22 protein-coding genes are annotated in these 21,775 nt (G+C 73.5%); 15 read left to right on the top strand and 7 right to left on the bottom strand.

Annotation, left to right across the window (positions count from 1 at the left end; all coding sequences use genetic code 11):
- Window positions 1–25: 25 nt before the first annotated feature.
- The gene (locus ABZX67_RS16995; RefSeq protein ID WP_355360602.1) at window positions 26–817 is read right to left on the bottom strand and encodes an aspartate/glutamate racemase family protein; all 792 of its coding nucleotides are present in this window, start codon (window positions 815–817) and stop codon (window positions 26–28) included.
- Window positions 818–875: 58 nt separating this feature from the next.
- Here ABZX67_RS16995 and ABZX67_RS17000 point away from each other — a divergent pair, with 58 nt between their 5' ends.
- The 5 genes from ABZX67_RS17000 (at window position 876) to ABZX67_RS17020 (ending at window position 7,028) form a co-directional block, all read left to right on the top strand.
- On the top strand, window positions 876–2,063 hold the full coding sequence (locus ABZX67_RS17000) for a glycosyltransferase (RefSeq protein ID WP_355360605.1): 1,188 nt from the start codon (window positions 876–878) through the stop codon (window positions 2,061–2,063).
- Between the two features lie 249 nt (window positions 2,064–2,312).
- On the top strand, window positions 2,313–2,816 hold the full coding sequence (locus tag ABZX67_RS17005) for a DUF6643 family protein (protein ID WP_355360608.1): 504 nt from the start codon (window positions 2,313–2,315) through the stop codon (window positions 2,814–2,816).
- 37 nt (window positions 2,817–2,853) lie between these two features.
- On the top strand, window positions 2,854–3,687 hold the full coding sequence (locus tag ABZX67_RS17010) for an MOSC N-terminal beta barrel domain-containing protein (RefSeq protein ID WP_355360611.1): 834 nt from the start codon (window positions 2,854–2,856) through the stop codon (window positions 3,685–3,687).
- A 107-nt stretch (window positions 3,688–3,794) separates the two neighbouring features.
- Window positions 3,795–4,403 (top strand): hypothetical protein, encoded by a 609-nt coding sequence (locus tag ABZX67_RS17015; RefSeq protein WP_355360614.1) that lies wholly within the window; start codon window positions 3,795–3,797, stop codon window positions 4,401–4,403.
- Window positions 4,404–4,574: 171 nt separating this feature from the next.
- On the top strand, window positions 4,575–7,028 hold the full coding sequence (locus ABZX67_RS17020; RefSeq protein WP_355360617.1) for a right-handed parallel beta-helix repeat-containing protein: 2,454 nt from the start codon (window positions 4,575–4,577) through the stop codon (window positions 7,026–7,028).
- On the opposite strand, the gene ABZX67_RS17025 is transcribed toward ABZX67_RS17020, so the two are convergent.
- Window positions 6,998–9,352, bottom strand: a complete 2,355-nt coding sequence (locus ABZX67_RS17025) for a hypothetical protein (RefSeq protein ID WP_355360620.1) — start codon at window positions 9,350–9,352, stop codon at window positions 6,998–7,000. The genes ABZX67_RS17020 and ABZX67_RS17025 overlap by 31 nt on opposite strands.
- Before the next feature lie 195 nt (window positions 9,353–9,547).
- On the opposite strand from ABZX67_RS17025, the gene ABZX67_RS17030 reads away from it, so the two are divergent.
- Both ABZX67_RS17030 and ABZX67_RS17035 read left to right on the top strand, forming a co-directional pair.
- The gene (locus ABZX67_RS17030; RefSeq protein WP_355360623.1) at window positions 9,548–10,393 is read left to right on the top strand and encodes a DeoR/GlpR family DNA-binding transcription regulator; all 846 of its coding nucleotides are present in this window, start codon (window positions 9,548–9,550) and stop codon (window positions 10,391–10,393) included.
- 8 nt (window positions 10,394–10,401) lie between these two features.
- Window positions 10,402–10,845, top strand: a complete 444-nt coding sequence (locus ABZX67_RS17035) for an SRPBCC family protein (protein ID WP_355360626.1) — start codon at window positions 10,402–10,404, stop codon at window positions 10,843–10,845.
- A 52-nt stretch (window positions 10,846–10,897) separates the two neighbouring features.
- Here ABZX67_RS17035 and ABZX67_RS17040 read toward each other — a convergent pair whose 3' ends face one another.
- A complete protein-coding gene (locus tag ABZX67_RS17040; RefSeq protein ID WP_355360739.1) occupies window positions 10,898–11,986 on the bottom strand; it encodes a PLP-dependent cysteine synthase family protein in 1,089 nt (362 codons plus the stop codon).
- A 252-nt stretch (window positions 11,987–12,238) separates the two neighbouring features.
- On the opposite strand from ABZX67_RS17040, the gene ABZX67_RS17045 reads away from it, so the two are divergent.
- From ABZX67_RS17045 to ABZX67_RS17060, 4 genes are all read left to right on the top strand, one after another.
- Window positions 12,239–12,598: a hypothetical protein gene (locus ABZX67_RS17045; RefSeq protein ID WP_355360629.1), complete on the top strand. Its 360-nt coding sequence runs from the start codon at window positions 12,239–12,241 to the stop codon at window positions 12,596–12,598.
- A gap of 201 nt (window positions 12,599–12,799) precedes the next feature.
- Complete coding sequence (locus ABZX67_RS17050) at window positions 12,800–13,348, top strand: ATP-binding protein (protein WP_355360632.1); 549 nt, start codon at window positions 12,800–12,802, stop codon at window positions 13,346–13,348.
- Between the two features lie 120 nt (window positions 13,349–13,468).
- On the top strand, window positions 13,469–14,035 hold the full coding sequence (locus ABZX67_RS17055) for a TetR/AcrR family transcriptional regulator (protein ID WP_355360635.1): 567 nt from the start codon (window positions 13,469–13,471) through the stop codon (window positions 14,033–14,035).
- A gap of 12 nt (window positions 14,036–14,047) precedes the next feature.
- Window positions 14,048–14,632, top strand: coding sequence for a DUF4865 family protein (locus ABZX67_RS17060; RefSeq protein ID WP_355360638.1), 585 nt, complete (start codon window positions 14,048–14,050; stop codon window positions 14,630–14,632).
- Between the two features lie 24 nt (window positions 14,633–14,656).
- On the opposite strand, the gene ABZX67_RS17065 is transcribed toward ABZX67_RS17060, so the two are convergent.
- The 3 genes from ABZX67_RS17065 to ABZX67_RS17075 all read right to left on the bottom strand — a co-directional run bounded on the left by ABZX67_RS17065 (window position 14,657) and on the right by ABZX67_RS17075 (window position 17,864).
- Window positions 14,657–15,829: an MFS transporter gene (locus ABZX67_RS17065; protein WP_355360641.1), complete on the bottom strand. Its 1,173-nt coding sequence runs from the start codon at window positions 15,827–15,829 to the stop codon at window positions 14,657–14,659.
- A 139-nt stretch (window positions 15,830–15,968) separates the two neighbouring features.
- Entirely contained in the window at window positions 15,969–16,565 is a 597-nt protein-coding gene (locus ABZX67_RS17070) for a TetR/AcrR family transcriptional regulator (RefSeq protein WP_355360644.1), read from the bottom strand.
- Window positions 16,566–16,619: 54 nt separating this feature from the next.
- Window positions 16,620–17,864 (bottom strand): ROK family protein, encoded by a 1,245-nt coding sequence (locus ABZX67_RS17075; protein ID WP_355360647.1) that lies wholly within the window; start codon window positions 17,862–17,864, stop codon window positions 16,620–16,622.
- A 215-nt stretch (window positions 17,865–18,079) separates the two neighbouring features.
- Between ABZX67_RS17075 and ABZX67_RS17080 the strand changes: the two genes are divergently transcribed.
- The 4 genes from ABZX67_RS17080 to ABZX67_RS17095 all read left to right on the top strand — a co-directional run bounded on the left by ABZX67_RS17080 (window position 18,080) and on the right by ABZX67_RS17095 (window position 21,245).
- Entirely contained in the window at window positions 18,080–18,739 is a 660-nt protein-coding gene (locus ABZX67_RS17080; RefSeq protein WP_355360650.1) for an endonuclease, read from the top strand.
- Between the two features lie 15 nt (window positions 18,740–18,754).
- The gene (locus tag ABZX67_RS17085; protein WP_355360653.1) at window positions 18,755–19,114 is read left to right on the top strand and encodes a hypothetical protein; all 360 of its coding nucleotides are present in this window, start codon (window positions 18,755–18,757) and stop codon (window positions 19,112–19,114) included.
- A gap of 97 nt (window positions 19,115–19,211) precedes the next feature.
- The gene (locus ABZX67_RS17090) at window positions 19,212–20,489 is read left to right on the top strand and encodes an MFS transporter (protein WP_355360656.1); all 1,278 of its coding nucleotides are present in this window, start codon (window positions 19,212–19,214) and stop codon (window positions 20,487–20,489) included.
- 12 nt (window positions 20,490–20,501) lie between these two features.
- Window positions 20,502–21,245, top strand: coding sequence for a maleylpyruvate isomerase family mycothiol-dependent enzyme (locus ABZX67_RS17095; protein ID WP_355360659.1), 744 nt, complete (start codon window positions 20,502–20,504; stop codon window positions 21,243–21,245).
- A gap of 12 nt (window positions 21,246–21,257) precedes the next feature.
- Here the strand turns inward: ABZX67_RS17095 and ABZX67_RS17100 are convergent, their stop codons facing one another.
- Window positions 21,258–21,701, bottom strand: coding sequence for a MarR family transcriptional regulator (locus tag ABZX67_RS17100; protein ID WP_355360662.1), 444 nt, complete (start codon window positions 21,699–21,701; stop codon window positions 21,258–21,260).
- Window positions 21,702–21,775 lie beyond the last annotated feature (74 nt).

Raw genomic sequence — 21,775 nt, forward strand, 5'->3', positions numbered from 1 at the left:
ACCCCTCCCCAACGTCCAGGGGGCCTCAGCGGGCGGGCGTCACGGCGGCCAGCACGCGGCCTTCGGCGTACGTCAGTGCCGCTTCGGGGAGCTCGGAGGGCCGGCCGCTGAGCAGCACCTCCAGGGAGGTGCTGGGCGTGGCGGCCGGGTCCGGGTCGGCGCCGATCCGGCGCAGCGCCTGGGCGGCGACCGCGTCGGCGGAGCCGTACAGGGCGACGGGCGGCCGGCCGGCCGGCTGTACGGCGGCACGGATGCGTTCGGCGAGCAGTTCGTAATGGGTGCAGCCCAGGACGACGGCCCTCACATCGTCGGGTGTGAGGGCGGCGGCCGCCGCGATCGCCCGGTCGATGGCGTCCTCGTCGGCGTGCTGCACGGCGTCGGCGAGCCCGGGGCACGGCACCTCCGTGACGTCGACCGAGTCGGCGAAGTCGCGGATGAGCCCGCGCTGGTACGGGCTGCCGGTGGTGGCCGGGGTCGCCCAGATCGCCACGGGGCCCCCGCCGGCCGCGGCGGGCTTGATGGCGGGGACGGTGCCGATGACGGGGATCTCCGGCTCCAGCTCGGCGCGGAGTGCGGGCAGGGCGTGTACGGAGGCGGTGTTGCAGGCCACGATGAGCGCGTCCGGCCGGTGCGCGGCGGCGGCCCTGGCCACGGCGAGCGCGCGCTCCGCGACGTAACCGGGCGCGTGCGTGCGCGGCCCCCAGGGCATTCCGTCGGGGTCCGAGGAGAGGACCAGATCCGCGTCCGGCCGCAGCCGACGCACGGCGGCCGCCGCCGGCAGCAGGCCGATTCCGGAGTCCATGAGCGCGATCTTCACCCGGTCACCCTAGCCGACGCCCCTTGCGCTGCCGCCATTGTGGGGCAGACTGCGACGAATGAGCACCATTGCGTGGATCGCGCTGGGATCGTCGGCGGCATGGGTCTGGCTGCTGCTCGGGCAGGGCTTCTTCTGGCGGACGGACCAGCGCCTGCCCCGCAGGGAGGCTCCGGCCCGCTGGCCGTCCGTCGCCGTCGTGGTGCCGGCCCGGGACGAGGCCGAGGTGCTGCCGGTGAGCCTGCCGTCGCTCCTGGCCCAGGACTATCCGGGACCCGCGTGGATCGTCCTGGTCGACGACGGCAGCAAGGACGGTACGGGCGACCTGGCCCGCGCGCTGTCCGTCCGGTACGGGGGGCTGCCGCTGACGGTGGCGTCGCCGGGCCCGCCGGAGGCCGGCTGGACCGGGAAGCTGTGGGCCGTACGGCACGGCATCGCGGTGGCGCGCGCGGGTGAGGCGTGGCCCGAGCCCGAGTATCTGCTGCTGACGGACGCGGACATCGCGCATGAGCCCGACAGCCTCCGCGAGCTCGTGGCGGCGGCCACCACCCAGTCCATCGACCTCGTCTCGCAGATGGCCCGGCTGCGGGTGGCGAGCGGCTGGGAACGGCTGGTGGTGCCGGCGTTCGTGTACTTCTTCGCCCAGCTCTATCCCTTCCGCCGGGTCAACGAGGCCGGTGCGCGGACGGCCGCCGCCGCGGGGGGCTGCGTGCTGCTGCGTACGGGGATGGCCGACCGGGCGGGTGTGCCGGAGTCGATCCGGCACGCCGTGATCGACGACGTGTCACTGGCGCGCGCGGTACGGCGCGCGGGCGGACGGCTGTGGCTGGGGCTGGCGGAACGGGTGGACAGCATCCGCCCGTACCCGCGCCTGGGCAGCCTGTGGCGGATGGTGTCGCGCAGCGCGTACGCCCAGCTCCGGCACAACCCGCTGCTCCTGGCCGGAACGGTGGGAGGGCTGCTGCTGGTGTACGCGGCACCGCCCGCCGCGCTGGCCGCGGGGCTGCTCGGGGGCGACACGGCGGCCGGGCTGCTGGGCGCCGGCGCGTGGGCGGTGATGACGGGCACGTACATGCCGATGCTCCGCTACTACCGCCAGTCGCTGTGGTCGGCCTTCCTGCTGCCGTTCACGGCCGTGCTCTATCTGTGCATGACGGTCGATTCGGCGGTGCAGCACTACCGCGGGCGCGGGGCGTCCTGGAAGGGCCGTACGTATCCGCGTCCGCGGACACGACATTCGCGCGCTTAATCATGGACATGCCCACCGCGACCGGGCGGCCCTTGATCGCCGTTCCGGCCGCCGTAGTTTTATGTACCGGCCAACCAAAAGAGGGCGGCTGACCACGGGTAACCCCCTCCTCAGCATGGGATTTACCAGAAGAGGCGCCCCTTTTCCCCACGTTCGCTCGCATTGAGCCTCGGTGGCCGCTCAGTACACGTAAAACAACCCTCTTATCGGACTCCCCACTCAGCACATCGTGGGCTTAACTTATGTGCCATGACCTCCCCCCGTTCCTACGGCGGCGCTTACTACGGCGCGCCGTCGTTCCCGGACACCCCGATCTACGACTCCCTGGTCGCAGAACGGGGCACGCCTCAGATCGCCCCGATCCGAGTGCCCGCCGCGTACGACACCGGCAGCAGCCACCTGCCGGCCCTCCCTTCGGCGCTGCCCGCCCTCCCGGCAGCCCCCTCCCAGCCCAGCCCCTCCTACGGCGGCTCCTACGGTTACCCCCAACCGCAGCCGCAGCCGTATCCGCAGCCGGTCCAGGTCCAGATGCCGCAGCCCACGCCGCTGCACCAGGCGCCCGCGCCGTACATCCCGCAGCAGGCGACGGCTCCGCGCGGCTATCCGGCGCCGCAGCCCGCCCCGTACGCGCGACCGGTCGCCACCGGGTACGAGGCGATGCGCCCGGCGGCGCCGCGCCCCGCTCCGGCGCCCGTCCAGCCCGTTCCGTACGACGACCCGTACAACCGCCCCTACCAGGGCGGTGGATACTGACCGACCGTGCGCCGGGAGCGACTGGCAGGATGAGGCCATGCCCACTCCTGTACTGCGCTCCCTGCACATCCACCCGGTCAAGTCCCTCGGCGGTTCCACGCCCGCCGAAGCGGTGGTGGAGCCGTGGGGGCTCGCCGGCGACCGCCGCTGGATGCTGATCGACACCTCGGGGAAGGCGGTCACCCAACGCGGGCACGCGCGGCTGGCGTTGGCCTCGGCCGAGCTGCTCGCCGACGGGTCGCTCCGGCTGTCCGCCCCGGGGTGCGAGCAGCTCGTCGTCGCCGTGCCGTCCGGGTCGGCGGGGACGGTCACGGTGGAGATCTTCGGCACGAAGGTGGAGGCCGTACCGGCCGGTCCCACCGCCGACGCGTGGTTCGGCGACTACCTCGACGACGAGGTGCGGCTGACGTACATGGACGATCCCGCGCACCGCCGCCCCATCGACCCGGACTACGCGCTGCCCGGCGAGACGGTCAGCTTCGCCGACGGCTACCCGCTGCTGGTCACCACCACCGCCTCGCTGGACGCCCTCAACTCGCTCATCGCACAAGGGGACCACCCGGACGAAGGCCCCCTGCCCATGGAGCGCTTCCGGCCGAGCGTCGTCGTCGACGGCACGGAGCCGTGGGAGGAGGACCGCTGGACGCGGATCGCGATCGGCGAGGTCGTCTTCCGCGTCGCCAAGCCGTGCGGCCGCTGCATCGTGACCACCACCGACCAGCGCACGGCACAGCGTGGCAAGGAGCCGCTGCGCACCCTCGCCCGGCACCGCCTCCTCGGCAAGCGGATGGTCTTCGGCCAGAACCTAGTCCCGGAGAACACCGGCACCCTCCGGGCCGGGGATCCGGTCGAGATCCTCGGGTACAGCTAGGAGCAGCGCCCCTGCGAGGCCGGAACCGTGCGCTTGGGCGGTGCCGTCACGGGAACCCGGGAGGTCCGTACGCGCGTTGACGGACACGGAAAGGGGGTGCTGGCCCGTTGCACACCGTCCTCGGGCTCTGGCGCTGGCGGCACAACCCCCTGCGCCGGGCCACCGATCTCGCGGAGGCGTGGACCGCCTTCGCCGCCCTGCTGCTGATCTGTCTGGTCGCTCCCGCCGTGGGCTGGGTTTCCGGCGCGGCGACCGAATCCGCCCTCCAGCGGACGGCGCGGATCCAACACGAACACCGCCACCCCGTCACGGCCCAGGCGACGGGCCCCGCCCGCGGACGCGAGGCGGAATCGCGCGACCCCGAGGCATCCGCCGAGCACCGGCTGCGCGAGCCCCTCGCGGCGCGCTGGACCGCGCCGGACGGCACGGTGCGGACCGGGGTGGTGACCGTCGCACGGCACAGCGTGGAGCCGGGTGACACCTTCCGCCTCTGGACGGACGACCGGGGCCGCCCGGTGGACCGGCCGATGGACGCGGACACGGTCCGCGACCACGCCGTACTGGCGGGGATCGGCGTCGCGGTCGGGTTCGCCGGCCTGGTCGAGGTGGCCCGCCGAGTCGTCGTGGGGCAGCTGACGCGGCGGCGGTACGCGCGCCTGGACCAGGAGTGGGCCAGGGCCGGCCCGGACTGGGGCAGGACGGGCGCGGACAGCTGAAGGGCACGGGGCTCGGGAGACCCGAGGGCGCCTGAGCCGGCCTGACGGCACGTACGCGAACCCGGGGGCACGTGGGGCCCCCGACCGGTCAACTCGCCCTCGTCGCGCGCGCTACGGTGGTGCGACCGTTTCGGCAGCGACGCACGACGAGGTGGGGGGCTCAGCAGCACCATGGCACAGGGCACGGTCCAGGTGACGCACACCGGCACATCGCGGTGGCGGCGCCGCACGGGCGAGTACGCCTCCCTCGCCGCGGCCCTGGAGGCGGCCGCGGACGGCGACGTCCTGACCATCGCCCCCGGTACGTACCGGGAGAATCTGATCCTGCGCCGGGCGGTCACGCTGCGCGGCACGGACGGGGCCTCGGGCTCCGTCCGGATCGCCCCGGCCGACGGCGTACCCCTGACCGTACGGGCCTCCGCGACCGTGCAGGACCTCCAGGTGGAGGGCCAGGACGGCTCGGCGCCCGCCGTGCTCATCGAGGACGGTACGCCGGAGCTCCTGGACCTGCGGATCGTGACCCGTTCGGCGTCCGGGGTCGAGGTGCGCGGGGCCGCGCGGCCCACCGTACGGCGCTGCACCGTCGACAATCCGGCGGGCGTCGGCATCGGCGTACTGGACGGCGCGGGCGGCGTGTTCGAGGAGTGCGAGGTGGTGTCGGCCGGGCAGTCCGGCGTCTCGGTGCGCGGCGGCGCGCATCCGCGCCTGGAGCGGTGCCGGATCCACCACGCCTCCGGCGCGGGCGTGTCCGTGACCGGCGAGGGCACCGGCCTGGAGGCGATCGGCTGCGAGGTGTACGAGATCAAGGGCAGCGGCGTCCAGGTGTCCGCACGGGCCACGGCGCACCTGACCGACTCGTCCGTGCACCGCACGACGGCCGACGGCATCACCCTGGACACCGACGCCGCGCTCACCCTCTCCGACTGCGACATCCACGACGTCCCGGAGAACGCCGTCGACCTGCGGTCGCGCGCCGTGCTGACGCTGACCCGCTCGACGGTACGGCGGTTCGGCCGCAACGGCCTGTCCGTGTGGGACCCGGGCACCCGCGTGGACGCCAACCAGTGCGAGATCCACGACAGCACCGGCGACTATCCGGCGGTGTGGGTCTCCGACGGCGCGGCCGCCGTCCTCGATGGGTGCCGCGTGCGCGACGTACCGGACGCCCTCTTCGTCCTCGACCGCGGCTCGCGCGTGGACGTCGTCGACAGCGACCTGTCGCAGGTGCGCAACACCGCGGTGTCGGTCAGCGACGGCGCGCTCGTACAGCTGGACGACTGCCGCATCCGGGAGGCGTCGACCGGCGCCTGGTTCCGGGACCACGGCAGTGGCGGCACGCTCAGCGGCTGCACCATCGACGCCGTGCAGACCGGGGTCATCGTCACCAAGGGCGCCGACCCGACGGTCGAGCGGTGCACGGTCACCTCCCCCGCCGAGGCGGGTTTCTACGTCTCGGCGGAGGGCCGGGGCACCTTCCACGGATGCCGGGTGACGGGCAGCGGGGGGTACGGCTTCCACGTCATGGACGGGTGCCGTACGACGCTGAGGCGGTGCCGTACGGAGCGGTGTGCGCGCGGTGGGTACGAGTTCGGTGAGGACGGCCCCGTCACGGAGGAGTGCACGAGCGACGAGAGCGGCGTGCTCACGGCGCCGGAGGGCGCCGCGCACGGCACGGTACGGACGGCGGCGCAGGCGCCCGGAGGGGGATTGTTCGGCGCGGTCCCGGCCCCGGCGGTCCCGGCACAGGCCTCCGCCCTTCCGGAACGGGCCCCGGCCCCGGCGCTCCCGGCCCCGGCGGCGCCGGACAGGCCCGTACGGGGCGCGCAGGACGTCCTGGGCGAACTGGACGCCCTGGTGGGGCTGGAGAGCGTCAAGCGGGAGGTCCGCACCCTCATCAACATGATCGAGGTCGGCAGGAAGCGCCAGGAGGCGGGCCTCAAGGCCGCCTCCGCACGCCGCCATCTGGTCTTCACCGGCTCCCCCGGCACGGGCAAGACCACCGTCGCCCGCCTGTACGGCGAGATCCTGGCCTCCCTCGGTGTGCTGGAGCGCGGTCATCTCGTCGAGGTGTCGCGGGTGGACCTGGTGGGCGAGCACATCGGCTCCACCGCGATCCGCACCCAGGAGGCGTTCGACCGGGCGCGGGGCGGGGTGCTCTTCATCGACGAGGCGTACGCCCTGTCCCCGGAGGACTCGGGGCGGGACTTCGGTCGTGAGGCAATCGACACGCTGGTGAAGCTGATGGAGGACCACCGGGACGCGGTCGTGGTGATCGTCGCCGGGTACACCGCCGAGATGGAGCGGTTCCTGACGGTCAACCCGGGCGTCGCCTCCCGGTTCTCACGGACGATCACCTTCCAGGACTACGCGCCCGACGAGCTGGTGCGGATCGTCGGGCAGCAGGCGGAGGAGCACGAGTACCGGCTCGGCGACGGCACGGGCGAGGCGCTGCTGAAGTACTTCACGGAGCTGCCCAAGGGCCCCGCGTTCGGCAACGGCCGCACCGCGCGGCAGACGTTCGAGTCGATGGTCGAGCGGCACGCGGGCCGGGTCGCGGAGCTCGCCGAGACGAGCACCGACGACCTGACCCTGCTCTATCCGGAGGACCTGCCGGACATGCCCTGAGACTCGTCCGTGCGCTGCTGCGGGACGGGCAGCGGCAGGGCGGGCGGGAGCCGGTCGAGCAGGATGGTCCGCTCCCTGACGAAGACGGGGTCCGCCCGGTAGTCGCCGTGGCCCAGGACCGGTTCGGGCAGCGGGCGTTCGGGGGTGCGCCCGTACACGATCGGGTCGCGCAGCGCCTTGTGGTCGACCTCCGGCTTGTCGCCCTCGGCGGGGAGGTTCACCGGGCCGCCGATCGGGTCCGTACGGCGCCACAGGTTGCGCCAGCAGTGCACTTCGCGGTGGAGGGCGGCCAGCGGGGCCGGGCCGAAGTAGGCCGGGAACCACCGTCCGTAGAGCCGCTCCAGCGGGGAGCCGTGCGTGAGGAGCGCGACGCGGCGGCGGGTTGCGGCCGGGAGCTGCCAGACGGCCGCCGCCGCGAGCACGCTGCCCTGGGAGTGGCCGGAGATGACCAGGCGGCCGCCGGTCCGGCCGGTCCACGACGACATCCGCCAGGCGAGGTCCGGGACGGCCCGCTCGGCGTAGCAGGGCGGCGCGAACGGATGGGCGGCGCGCGGCCAGAACGTACCGACGTCCCACAGGATGCCGATGGTGCGCCGCGCGGAAGCGTCCCGGTAGGCGCGCCGGCCCCAGGTGACGAACAGTATGAAGCCGAACCCGATCAGCCAGGAGCCGAGCGCCTGCGCGGCCTCGGCCACGCTTTCGACGAGGGGGTGCGTCCCCGCGAAGGCCTTGCCGGGCACCGTTCCGCTCGCCCGCGACCCGGCGAGGGCGACCGCGCCGAGCAGCAGGGTGGCACCGGAGAGGATGCCGACGAGACCGGGCGCCGAGTCGGTGAGCGCCGCCCGCGCGCGGACGGCGGCGATGTGGCGGGTCCGGACGGCATCGGGTTTCTCGCCCTCGTACTCCGCCTCCACCACCGGTCCGAGACGGCGGGCGGTGAGCGCGGTGCGGACGGCGAGGAAGAGCGCCGGAATCAGTAACACGAGCAGCAGCACGGGGATGACGGAGGCCTGCCAGCTGAGCAGCACCGGCGGTCCGACGATGGGGCCCTGCCCGGTGCCGGGGGTGGCCGGCCCGTCGAGCCAGTCGGCGACGCGCTGGGCGACCCCGCCGCTCATCACGCCGCCGAGTGCGCAGGCCAGCATGGCGACGGTGGGCCCGCCGAGCCCGTACAGGACGGTGCGCGTGTGCGGGGCGCGGCGGTGGAGGTGCAGGGCGACGGCGGCGAGGGCCAGGACGAGGACGCCCTGGGCGAGGGTGATGACGCTGAAGGCGGTGTCCCCGGGGAGGGTGCGCGCGGAGCGCCAGCCGGGGCGGGACCAGGCGGCGTATCCCATGGCGAAGGCGAGCAGGGCGAGGGACGAGCCGGGCAGCCAGCCGACCAGGGCGCGGTCGAGCCGGTTGTCGAGCCGCTTCTCGCTGCGCCCGCGGCGGCACACCACCCACGTCACGACCACCGCACCGAGCAGCAGGGCGCCTTCCAGGGCCCAGCCGAGCAGCTCGCGCGTGGCGCTCCCCGCGCTCCGGTCGTGGCGGGCCGCCGCGCCGCCGACGGCGGCGGCGATGGTGAGGAACCCGGCGGCGGTGTGCGCGGCGCGCAGCCGGGCGACGAGGCGGCGGCCGTACCAGAAACCGGGGCGGCCGAGCGCGGGCCGCTGCTGCCGGCCAGTCGTGCCGTCGCCGTCCTGCTCGCCGCGCGGCGGGCGTTGTGCCTCGTACGCGCTCCACGTGCGGTTGGAGAGGTACCACAGGAGCCCGACGAGCGCGGCGGGGACCAGCGCGGCGAGCGCGAGGCGGCGGCCGGGCTGCGACCACCAGCCGCCGTTGGTGACGGACAGGAAGCCGAGCCAGGGCCGCTCGTCGGCGCAGCGGGCGGAGCCCGCGCACTGCCAGGCCGTCAGGTCCAGGGCGACCTCGCAGGCGGCGGCGGTGAGCAGGACGGTGAGGCTCAGCGCGACGAGCCGTACGAGCACGCCGTAGAGCCGGACGGCGGCGGCCCGCCCTTCGGCCGGCGGCCGCATCCAGTGCGCGAGGTTGACCACCATGAACGGCAGGAGCAGCAGCCACAGGGCGCGCGATCCGTTGCCGGAGGTGAGGTTGCACCAGCAGTACGCCTCCGGGACGGGGCCGTGGCGGAAGCGTTCGGGCTCCTTCTCGGCGTCCTTGTCGACGGTACGGCGGAAGATGGCGGCGGTGTTGTCGCCGGTCACCCGTACGGTACGGGGGTCGTCGAGCATCTCCTCGGGCGTGGTGCCGCCGACGCCGTGGACGAGGAGTTCGAGCGCGGCTCCGGGGCCGGCGGGCTCCGTGGTGGCTGGGTGCACTTCGGCGGCTCGCTCTCTGCGTGGCGGAAAGGGGTGGGGGCGGGATGGGAGCGCTTGACAAGAATCGTCCATGGGGGCGGCGATGTGTACGGCTCATTCACGCAATCTCCCCGCCGTACCGCGCTGTGGGGCGCGTGGCAGGATGAGGGGTCCCTGGCGAGCGGTGTCGACGACGTGGAAGGACCGGCCCCTGCGGTGAGCGACAACCAGAACCTCCTCGCGGAGCAGCGGCGCGCCTTGATCCTGGAGGAGGTGCGGCGGCGCGGCGGGGTGCGGGTCAACGAACTCACCCGCAGGCTCAACGTGTCGGACATGACGGTACGCCGCGACCTGGACGCGCTGGCCCGTCAGGGCGTCGTCGCGAAGGTGCACGGCGGGGCGGTGCCGGTGGCCGAGGCGAGCACGCACGAGCCGGGCTTCGAGGCGAAGTCGTCGCTGGAGCGGAGCGCGAAGGAGGACATCGCGCGGGCGGCCGCCGCGATGGTGGCGCCGGGCAGCGCGATCGCCCTGTCGGGCGGGACCACCACGTACGTGCTGGCGCAGCACCTGCTGGACGTGCCGGACCTGACGGTGGTGACCAACTCGGTGCGGGTGGCGGACGTGTTCCACGCGGCGCAGGGCACGGCGCCGGGCGCGGCGACCGTGGTGCTCACCGGCGGGGTCCGGACGCCGTCGGACTCGCTGGTCGGGCCGGTGGCCGATCAGGCCATCCGTTCGCTCCACTTCGACGTGCTGTTCCTCGGGGTGCACGGCATCTCGGTGGAGGGGGGCCTGTCCACGCCGAACCTGGCGGAGGCCGAGACCAACCGTCGTCTCGTCCGTTCCGCACGGCGGGTGGTGGTGGTCGCCGACCACACCAAGTGGGGCACGGTGGGCCTGAGTTCCTTCGCCCGCCTGGACGAGGTCGACCATCTGGTGACGGACGCGGGTCTGTCGGCCGAGGCGCGCGCGGAGATGGCGGAACACCTGCCGGGCCTGATCGTGGCGGGTGAGGACGGCGGCGCGGACACGGGCGCTGACGCGGTCGCGGGCGAGGGCTGATTCCCGGGGTGGCCGTTTTCCGGATCGAGCGATGGGCGCCGCTGGACGCCGCCGAGGCGTGGCGGCGGGTGACCGACTGGCCGGCGCACGGGGCCCGCGTGCCGTTGACCCGGGTGGCCGTGGTGCCGGAGGGGCCGACGCGCCGCGGCAGCCGGATCAACGCGCGTACCGGGGCCGGGCGGTTCGGGTTCGACGATCCGATGGAGGTCGTGCGCTGGGAGCCTCCCGGGCCAGGCCGGACGGTGGGCCTGTGCCGGCTGGAGAAGCGCGGGCGGGTGGTCGCCGGATGGGCCGAGATCGCCGTCCACGCGGTCACGGACCGCCGTACACGTGTGACGTGGACCGAGGAGCTGCGCGTACGGGGCCTGCCGCGCGCCTGCGACGGGCTGCTGGCGCGCGCCGGGCGGCTGGTCTTCGGGCGGGCCCTGGCCGGGCTGCTCGAACCCCGGTGAGCTGCTCGGCTCCCGGCGAGTCGGCCCGGCGCGGGTCACGTCGCCGCCGCCCTCACTCCGGCCAGGAGCCGCTGTGCAGGAACTCGTCGATGGCGGCGCTGTACGGGGCGATGTCCAGGCCCTGTTCGGCCAGCCAGTGGTCGGAGTAGTACTTGTCCAGATAGCGCTCGCCGGGGTCGCAGATCAGCGTGACGACGCTGCCGGTGCGGCCTTGCGCCACCATCTCGGCCACGATCTTCAGCGCGCTCCACAGGCCCGTTCCGGTGGAGCCGCCCGCCTTGCGGCCGATGGCGTTCTCCAGCGCCCGTACGGCGGCGATGCTCGCCGCGTCCGGCACCTTCATCATCCGGTCGATGACGCCGGGCACGAAGCTCGGCTCCATGCGGGGGCGGCCGATGCCCTCGATGCGGGAGCCGCAGTCACTGGCGGCCAGCGCGTTGCCGGTGGTCCACCCCTCGAAGAAGCAGGAGTTCTCCGGGTCGGGGACGCAGATGCGGGTGTCGTACTGCATGTAGTGCACGTAGCGGGCGATGGTCGCCGACGTGCCGCCCGTGCCCGCCGTGGCGACGATCCACGCCGGTTCCGGATAGCGCTCCAGGCGCATCTGCTGGTAGATCGACTCCGCGATGTTGTTGTTGCCGCGCCAGTCGGTGGCGCGCTCCGCGTACGTGAACTGGTCCATGTAGTGGCCGCCGGTGCGGGCGGCGAGGGCCGCGGCCTCCTCGTACATCATGCGGGAGTCGTCGACGAAGTGGCACTGGGCGCCCTGGAATTCGATGAGCCGGATCTTCTCGGGGCTGGTGGTGCGCGGCATGACGGCGATGAAGGGCACGCCGATGAGGCTCGCGAAGTACGCCTCGGAGACGGCCGTCGAGCCGCTGGACGCCTCGATGAGGGGCTTGTCGGGGCGGATCCAGCCGTTGCACAGCCCGTAGAGGAAGAGCGAACGCGCCAGGCGGTGCTTGAGGCTGCCGGTGGGGTGGGTGGACTCGTCCTTCAGGTAGAGGTCGATCCCCCACCGCTCGGGCAGCGGGAAGCGCAGCAGGTGCGTGTCGGCGGACCGGGTGGCGTCGGCCTGGACCTTGCGTACGGCTTCCTTCAGCCATGCGCGGTAGTCCGGATCGCTCCGGTCCACATCGATGGTGGGCGCCGGTTGGTTTGTCCCGGCGGCCCCTGTCGTCCCAGCCTGCTCAACAGGGCTCACGCGTTGCGCTCCTCAACTGTCTCCACTGCTGTCTCTCTGCGAACATACCCTCCTCACCTGCGCAAACGTTCACTTTGATGCTCCATAGGACCGGCTTGGGGAACGGCCGGCCGACGCGCCCTGGTGCACACGCGGGTACTTGGGCAGACTGACCGCACCGGCAAGCCGCACGAAGGGGGCGGGAGAGTCATGGCTGGGCCTGATTTCAGCGCCACGGGCGTACGGATCGAGCGGTGGCCGCGTTCGCTGACGAGGGCGGGCGAGGTCCTGATCGAGGACGGCAGGCTGGCCCTGCTCACCAGCTACGGGCGGGTGATCGACAGTGCGCCGGTGCGCGCGGTCCGGGCGGGCAGGCCGTGGTTCGCGGGGCGCGGCGACGCGACCGTGGCGACGCTCAACGGCCACCGCTACCGCCTGACCATGGGGCGGCGCGGCCGTGGGCCGGGCGGGGCCGCGGCCCTGGCCGGGCGCTTCCTGGAGGCGGTCCGCACGGCCGGCACGGCGAGGGACCGGGCCAGGGACCGCGCGAGGTACCGGGCCGGCGATTGAGCCAAGGACCGAGACAGACACCGAACCGCGATCGGTGGCCGCGAGTTGCACAACGGTCACCGCTGGTTCACGCTGGTTTGACATCACTACTCAGGGTGCACCGGCGGTGACGCTGCGATCCAGCCCGCCGGACCGAACAGCCAGCCATCCACTGGATCCGATCTCCGTCTTCTTCCGGACCTATTTCGGGGAGTCGCAGCCGTGATCAGCCAGGCAAGCAGGCAGTGCACGGTAGAGCTCCAAGCCCTGCCGTCGCGGATCGGTCAGGTCCGCAGAATCGTGTCGGCGCAACTGCGCTACTGGAATCTCGACAGTCTGATCGAGAAAGCCGCACTCGGTGTCACCGAGCTGCTGACCAACGTCCACCAGCACGCCCAACCGGACAAGGTGTGCACCGTCGAGCTCGAGCTGCTGCTCGACCGGCTGACGGTCTCGGTCCACGACCACGACCCCCGCCTCCCGACGGTCCTGGAACTCAACCCCGCCGACCCGCTTCCCACTTCGGGGCGCGGCTTGGCCCTGATAGAGGCGTTCAGCGAGAGCTGGGGCGCGCGGCCGCAGGGCGACACCGGCAAGGTCGTCTGGTTCACGCTTCCGGCGCCTTCGGCCACTCCCCTGCCGCCGATCCCGTCGCTCCCGGTGTACGGGGCGGCCGGCGGCGCACCGTTCACGGAACCGGTCCCCTTCGAGACGGTCGAGACCGTGCGCGAACGGCCTCCGGCCGACCGATCGCCCGCCGTGGCGGGCTGACCGGACGGCACGGCACACGGCCGGATGCCACGGCCGGGCGCCTGTACGGCGGCGAGGACCCCCTCGTCGCCGTACAGGTATGCCCGCACCTCTGTACCTACTGTTATGTACAGTACGATCATGAGCACTCACGACCGGCTGATCGAGGCCACGCGGGACCTGCTGTGGGAGCGGGGTTACGTCGGCACCAGCCCCAAGGCCATCCAGCAGCGGGCCGAGGCGGGCCAGGGCAGCATGTACCACCACTTCGCCGGGAAGCCCGCCCTGGCGCTCGCCGCCATCCGCCGTACCGCCGAGGAGATGCGCGCCGCCGCCGAGTCCGCCCTGGGCGGCAGCGGACCGGCGTACGCGCGCATCGAGGCCTACCTGCGGCGGGAGCGCGACGTGCTGCGCGGCTGCCCGGTCGGACGGCTGACGATGGACCCGGAGGTCATCGCCGACGCAGAGCTGCTCGCCCCGGTCGAGGAGACCCTGGCCTGGCTGCGTGACCGGCTTTCCGGGATCGTCCAGGAGGGCCTGGACAGCGGAGAGTTCACCGGGCCGCTCGACCCGCGGGACACGGCGGCGGCCATCGTCGCGACCGTCCAGGGCGGCTACGTACTGGCCCGCGCGTCGGGCTCCCCCGCCCCCTTCGACACCGCCGTGAGCGGCCTGCTCACGCTGCTGGCCGCCCGCACCGCCGCCTGAGGAGACCCCGCCGTGCACGCCATGCAGTACGAGATCACCCTGCCCGCCGACTACGACATGGACATCATCCGCCGTCGGGTCGCGACGGAGGGACACCTCCTCGACGACTTTCCGGGGCTGGGTCTGAAGGCCTACCTGATACGGGAGCGCGCGGACGGCTCCCCCGTGAACCAGTACGCGCCCTTCTACCTGTGGACGGCGCCCGAGGGCATGAACGCCTTCCTCTGGGGCCCCGGTTTCCAGGGCATCGTCCAGGACTTCGGACGCCCCGAGGTACAGCACTGGACCGGCCTCTTGTACGAGGAGGGCCCCGCGGCCGCGGCCGCGCCCCGCACCATGACGCGCCGCCGGGTGCGTACGGACGGGAACGAGAAGCCCGCCGACACCGTGGGGCGCGCACTGGAGGAGCACCGGTCGCAGGCTGGTGCGGAGGGGGTGGTGGCCGCCGCCCTCGCCGTGGACCCGCGCCACTGGGAGCTGCTGCACGTCACCTTCTGGGCCGGGGACGCGCCGCGTCCGGCGGGCGGTGAGGTGTACCGCGTCCTGCATCTGTCGGCACCGGAACGGCACCGGCTGCCCCGGGGGCGGCAGTGGTGAGGGCGCGGGCGGCTCGGAAGAGCCTCAGCTCGGCTGCGACGACACCGTGTGCGGTGCGGGGGTGGAGCGGCGGGCGAGGTCGGGCAGGACGGTGGCCAGGCCGGCCAAGGCCATGGCCGCGCCCAGCCAGAGGGGGGCGCGCAGGCCCCAGACCTCGATCACGACGGCGCCTATGGAGGAGCCGAGGATGATGCCGAGGGTGATGAAGGAGGAGTGGACGGTGTTGACGAGCGGGCCGGGGTTGCCGGCGCGCTGGACGCGGGTCGCCATCGCCGGGTTCATGGTGACGCCGGCCAGGCCGATGCCCATCATGCAGACGACGGCCGGGGCGGGCAGGTCGGCGAGGAGGGCGAAGCCGGTGAGGAACAGCAGGTTGAGCACCAGCCCGATGGCGAGCACCGGCACCGTGTGGCGGTCGGCGAAGCGGCCGACGATGTTGTTGCCGACGACGGTGGCGGCACCGTAGGCGATCAGCAACAGGGGGACGGTGCCGCTGGAGAAGCCGGTCACGTCGGTGAGGATCGGGTTGAAGTAGCTGAAGGCCGAGAAGGTGGCGCCGATGATGAGGGTGCTGGTGGACAGCGCGAGCCACAGCTTGGGCTTCCGGAAGACGCCGAGCTCCCGGCGGAAGCCACCGCCGCCCTCGGCGCGCTCCATGCGCGGCACGCCGATGAGCGTGGCGACGGCGGCGATCACGGTGATCAGGGTGATGGCCCAGAAGGCCGCGCGCCAGCCGAACCGTTCACCGACCAGCGTGGCGATCGGCAGTCCGAGCAGGGTGCCGAGCATCAGGCCGTTCATCGCGACCGCGATCGCGCGGCCGCGGACCTCGGGACGGGTGAGCTGGACGCACAGGGAGATGCCCACGCCGAAGAAGGCCTGGGACGCGATGCCGGTGATGATCCGCGCGGCCATCATCGTGGAGTAACCGGTCGCCGTGGCGGCCAGTACGTTGCCCGCCAGGAAGACGGCGAACAGCGCCATCAGGGCCGTGCGCGGGCGCAGGTTCATCAGGGCCACGGTCAGGAGCGGCCCGCCGGCCGCCATGGCCACCGCGAACGCGGTGATGAGGTAGCCGATCTGCGGAATGGTCGCGTTCAGGCCGTCGGCCATCTGCGGCATCAGACCGGCGACCACGAACTCGCTGGTCACCATGGCGAAGATGCCGAGTGCCAGGACGTATACGGCGCGAGGCACGGTTGCTCTCCCTCTCCTTCGGGTGCTCGGCGGACCGGATCAGGTTATGTATTGATCGGTCCAAAACTTGGTCATGGAAAATCGCCGCGTGGGGCGAGGTGCGCGTCAGCGACTGGGTGATTCCGGGGACTCCCGGAACTCAGCAGGTCAGGGCGTCCATGGCGACGTCGGCGATGGACTCCAGGACGGCCCGGTCGGCACCGCCCTGACTGGAGACGCGCATGCCGCCGATGGCCGCGTTGACGAAGCGGGCCAGCGCCCCGGCGTCCCGGGTGGACGTGATGCTGCCGTCCCGCCGCCCCTCCTCGATCACCGCACGCAGGGCCACCAGCCGGCGGGCCGTGTCACGCTCCAGCATCCCCGCCGCGCGGGCGTCCCGACCGGCCAGCTCCACCGTGGTGTTCACGGTCAGACAGCCCAGGGCGCGACCACCCGCCCGGTGCTCCGTCTCGCCCTCCACGACCATGGCGAACAGGGCGCGGAGGCGGTCGGCGGCACTGAGCCGTTCGTCCTCGAGAACGGCCAGCTGGGCCGTCGTCATGGTGTCGATGTAGCGGGCCAGCGCACGCGTGAACAAGTCGTGCTTGCTCTTGAACGTGTTGTAGATGCTGCTGCGCCCCAACCCCGTGGCTTCGCACAAGTCCTGGGTGGAAGTGGCCTCATAGCCCTTCTCCCAGAACGTACGCATCGCCGCGCCCAGGGCCCTTTCCTCGTCGAACATCCGCGGTCGAGCCATGCCCCGAGCCTAACCGTTTTGGATCGTTCGTTGCAATACTTTCTGTGGCAACGTCTAAGAGGTCTGTGCCGCCGCCGCGGGACGGCCCAGCGTGGCGAGCGGGTCGTCGAGGACCGGCTGCCACGCCAGCTCCGCCGCTCCCACCAGGCTGTTGTGGTCCAAGGTGCAGCCCAGGATGGGCACCACGCCGCTGCGGCCCCACAGGCTGCGGTCGGCGACCACGGCGCGCAGCCGTTCGGGGTCGGCGGCGAGGAGCTCGCGGTGGAGGCCGCCGAGGATGATCCGGTCGGGGTTGAGGATGTTGACCAGGCCGGCCAGGCCGAGGCCGAGGCGGTCGATGAGCTCCTCGGTGGCGGCGCGTACGGCCGGGTCGTCGCCCTCCGTACGGAGCAGGTCGCGGGCCTGCTGCAGCAGGGACACCTCGGGGCCCGGGTCGCGCCGCGCGGCGGTGAGGAAGGCGAGCGGATCGGTCTCGACGTCGAGGCAGCCGCGGCTGCCGCAGTGGCAGGGGCGCCCGCCCTCGGGGTGGACGGTGAGGTGGCCGACCTCCAGGGCGAGGCCGGAACTGCCGGTGTGCAGGCGCCCGTCCAGGACCAGGGCGCCGCCGACGCCGCGGTGCCCGGTGGCGACGCAGAGCAGGTGCTGGGCACCGCGGCCCGCGCCGTGGCGGTGCTCGGCGAGGGCGGCCAGGTTGACGTCGTTGCCGGCGAAGGCGGGGCCCTCGATGCCCGCCTTGCGCACCTGTGCGGCGAAGATGTCCCGGACGGGCGCCCCGGCCGACCAGGCGACGTGCAGCGGGTTGAGCGCCGTCCCTTCCGGTTCGGCGACCGCGGACGGTACGGCGAGCCCGGCGCCCACGCACCGGCGCCCGCTCTCGCGCAGCAGCCGGGCGCCCTCCTCGACGACGGCCGCGAGCACCTGGGCCGGATCGGCCGTGACGGTCACGCAGCCGGGGGCGGTGGCCACGATGCGGCCGCCGAGGCCCACGAGGGCCGCGCGGAAGCCGTCGGCGTGGACCTGAGCCGCGAGGGCGACGGGGCCGTTCTCGTCGACGATGAGCCGGTGGGAGGGGCGGCCCTGGGAGCCGGCCGCCGCGCCGGGGCGGGAGTCGACGCGGATCAGCCCGAGCGCTTCGAGTTCGGCGGCGACGGCGCCGGCGGTGGCGCGGGTGACGCCGAGCTCGGCGGTGAGCACGGCGCGGGTGGGCGCGCGACCGGTGTGCACCAGTTCGAGCGCGGGGCCGAGTGCGCTGCGGCCCCTGTCCAGCCGTGATCGGGTCATGGTCGCCTTGCCGTTCATGGGGCCGAGTCTCCCATGATCCAGCATGCGGACGGCCTGCCCGGTCCCGTCCACCGCCCGGGCCCAACCCCCTCCCGCGCGGGCCCCGGCCTCGCCCCGCGCCGGGGCCCGACCCCGTCCCGCGCCGGTCCGCGAACTGTTTCGGCCGGTCGTGGGCGGGTACTGCGGGTGGCTGACGCAAGCTGCGCGGGCGGCGCGAGGTGACGGGAGGCCCCATGGCACGCTCCGACACCAAGGCGGTGGTACGGGCGCTGCTCGACGAGCAGGCGCGCACGTACGCGGAGGAGGCCGGGATCCACCTCAAGGACACCCCGCAGCCGCTGTACCAGCTGCTGGTGCTGGCTCATCTGCTGAGCGCGCGCATCCGCGCCGACATCGCGGTCGCGGCCGCGCGCGCCCTGTTCGCCGCCGGGATGAAGGACGCGCGGCACATGCGCGACGCCACCTGGCAGCAGCGGGTCGACGCACTCGGAGAGGGCGGTTACCGCCGGTACGACGAGCGGACGGCCACCCAGCTGGGTCAGGTCGCCGAGCTCGTCCTCGACGCGTACGGCGGCGATCTGCGCCGGATGCGCGAGAAGGCCGACGGTGACCTGGACCGGTTGCGCGCGCTGCTGCAGGAGGCGCCGGGCATCGGCCCCGCCGGGGCGGACATCTTCCTGCGGGAGGTGCAGGGCGTCTGGCCGGAAGTGGCGCCGTACCTGGACCGCAAGACGCTGGACGGCGCGAGACGGCTGGGGCTGCCCACGGACCGCGACCAGCTGGCCGGCCTGGCCGGCGAGGCGGAGCTGCCGGCTCTCGCCGCCGCGTTGGTGCGCGCCGCGCTGGACAAGGACGTCGTCGAGGACGTCCAGGAGACAGTCAACGAGACCTGACCAAGGGAGGACCGGATGAGCACCGCCGACCGCGGCGAACTTCCGCTGCCCGACTACGACCAGCTGCCCGTCGGAGCGCTGGAGCACCGCATCCGGGCGCTCAGCGGCGAGCAGATCGACCAGCTGGTGCACTACGAGCACGCGCACGCCGACCGCCCCATGGTCGTCCAGGTCCTGACGGCCCGCAAGCACCAGCTGGAGCAGGGGGCTACCCCGTCCGGTGGCGATCCGGGCGCGTTCCAGCCCGAACATCCGGGCAAGGCCCAGGCCGGCTCGCCGGTCTCGCCCTCCGGCTCGCCGCAGCCGATCCACCCGCCGCCGCACGGCACGCCGTTCCAGTCCGGCAAGCCGAAGGGGAACATGGAACGGCCCTGACGGGGCCCGCCGCGGAGCTCACCGCCCGCGGGGGTGAGAGGGGCCGCCCGGACCGGCGCGGTTGTACGCCGGTCCGGGCGGCCCCTATCCTGACTTTGTGCCGCACCTAAACAAACTACGGACGGCCGTTCCGGGGGAATCAGGCGGAGACACCGCCGCACGCTCCCTGACCCGCCTCCGCACCGCCCTGACCTTGTTCTTCGCCCTCGACGGCTTCCTCTTCGCCGGCTGGGTGGTCCGCATCCCCGCGATCAAGGAGCAGACCGGCTCCTCCCCCAGCGACCTCGGGCTCGCCCTGCTGGGCGTGTCGGCCGGCGCCGTCCTGACCATGACCCTCACCGGCCGGCTCTGCCGCCGCTTCGGCACCCACCCGGTCACGGTGGCGGCCGGCGTCCTGCTCTCGCTGAGCATCGCGCTGCCGCCGCTGACCCACTCGGCGCTCGCGCTCGGCCTGGTGCTGCTGGTCTTCGGCACCGCGTACGGCGGCATCAACGTGGCCATGAACAGCGCCGCCGTCGAGCTCGTCGCCGCGCTGCGCCGCCCGGTGATGCCCAGCTTCCACGCCGCCTTCAGCCTCGGCGGCATGCTCGGCGCCGGACTCGGCGGACTCGTCGCGGGTGGCCTCGCGCCCCGCACGCACCTGCTGGGCCTCACCGTCACCGGCCTCCTCGTGACCGCCGCGGCCGGTTCCGTACTGCTGCGCCATCCCTGCCCCGCCCCGGCGGAGGCGCTTCCCTCGGACGAGCCCGCGCCGCGGCGCATGGACCGCCGGACACGCGGCCTGGTCACGGTCTTCGGGGTGATCGCGCTCTGCACGGCGTACGGGGAGGGCGCGATGGCCGACTGGAGCGCGCTCCACCTGGAGCAGGACCTGGACGCCCATCCGGGCGCGGCGGCCGCCGGCTACTCGCTCTTCGCGCTCGCCATGACCGCCGGGCGCCTCTCCGGTACGGCGCTGCTGCAGCGGCTCGGCCAGACCCGGACGCTGGTTGCGGGCGGGTTGGCCGCGGCCGCCGGGATGCTGCTGGGCGCGCTCGCGCCGACGGTGTGGCTCGCCCTGCTGGGCTTCGCGGTCACGGGCCTCGGCCTGGCGAACATCTTCCCCGTCGCGGTGGCCCGCGCGGGCGCGCTGGCCGGCGCGGGCGGGGTGGCCGCCGCGTCGACGCTCGGCTACGGCGGCATGCTGCTGGGGCCGCCGGCGATCGGGTTCCTGGCCGACTGGTTCTCGCTGCCGGTCGCGCTGACGACGGTGGCCATGCTGGCCGCCGGGGCGGCGATGATCGGTTACGCGGTGCGGGGCGCGTCGGTCGGGGACGCGTCGGTGGGGGGCGCGTCGGCGCGGGAAATAGCCGGGCCGGAGGCCGGTGGCCGCTGACACAATCCCCGCATGGAGATCACCGAGTACCTCGAAACCCTCGCCCGCGAGGGCCGATTGATGGCCGAGGCCGCCGAGAAGGCCGGCCTCGACGCGCCCGTGCCGCCCTGTCCCGGATGGCGCGTGCGGGACGCGCTGCGGCACACCGGCGTGGTGCACCGCTGGGCCACCGCGTTCGTCGTGGAGGGGCACGGCTCCTTCCACCCCATGGCGGACGAGCCCGACCTGGACGGCGACGAACTCGTGGCGTGGTTCCGGGAGGGCCACGGGCTCCTCGTCCAGGCGCTGTCGGACGCGCCCGACTCCCTGGAGTGCTGGACCTTCCTGCCCGGGTCCTCGCCGCGCGGGTTCTGGTCGCGGCGCCAGGCGCACGAGACGGCCGTCCACCGGGTGGACGTCCAGGCGGCGCTCGGCGACGCGGCGCTCGGGCCGGTGGACGCGGAGTTCGCCGCCGACGGGATCGACGAGCTGCTGTGCGGCTTCCACGCGCGGGAGAAGAGCCGGGTGCGTACGCAGGAGCCGGCCGTCCTGCGCGTACGGGCGACCGACACCGGCGATGTGTGGACCGTACGGCTGTCGGCCCAGCCGCCGCGGGCGACGCGGGGCGACGACGGGGGCGCGGCCGACTGCGAGCTGAGCGGCCCGGCGGAGCGGCTCTACCTGGCGCTGTGGAACCGGCTGCCGCAGAGCGCCGTGACCGTCACGGGCGACGAGCGCCTGGCGCGGCTGTGGCGGGAGACCTCCGCCATCATCTGACGGTTGGAGTGCTCAGGCCCGGCAGGCGGTCCCCTGGCCGGAGGCGTCCGGCGATCCCGGCTGCGCTTCGGCCAGCGCCCGGCCGAGCACGGCGCGCTGCAGGGGCCGCACCTCGGCGTGCCGCGCGCGCCCCAGGTCCGTCAGGGCGACCTCGACCCCGCGCCGGTCCTGGCTGCACATGCCGCGCGTGACGAGGCCCTCCTTCTCCAGGCGGGCGACGAGCCGGGACAGGGCGCTCTGGCTGAGGTGCACCCGGGACGCGAGCTCCTGGACGCGGTAGGACAAGCCGTCCCCCTCGGCCGCGGCCTCGGCCAGGGCGTCGAGGACCTCGAAGTCGCTGGCGCCGAGACCGTAGGGATGCAGCTCGCGGTCGAGTTCGCAGGTCGTACGGGCATGCAGGGCACGCACGCCGTGCCACCGCTCGACGAGCGCACGCTCGGAGTTCGTCGCAGCCATGGGCACAAGTTACCAGAGAGGAGGGGCTTCGTTGCAACGGAATTAAATGCGTTTGCATTCAATGCAAGCGCATG

Source organism: Streptomyces sp. NPDC003036, assembly GCF_040611175.1.
Lineage (GTDB): Bacteria > Actinomycetota > Actinomycetes > Streptomycetales > Streptomycetaceae > Streptomyces.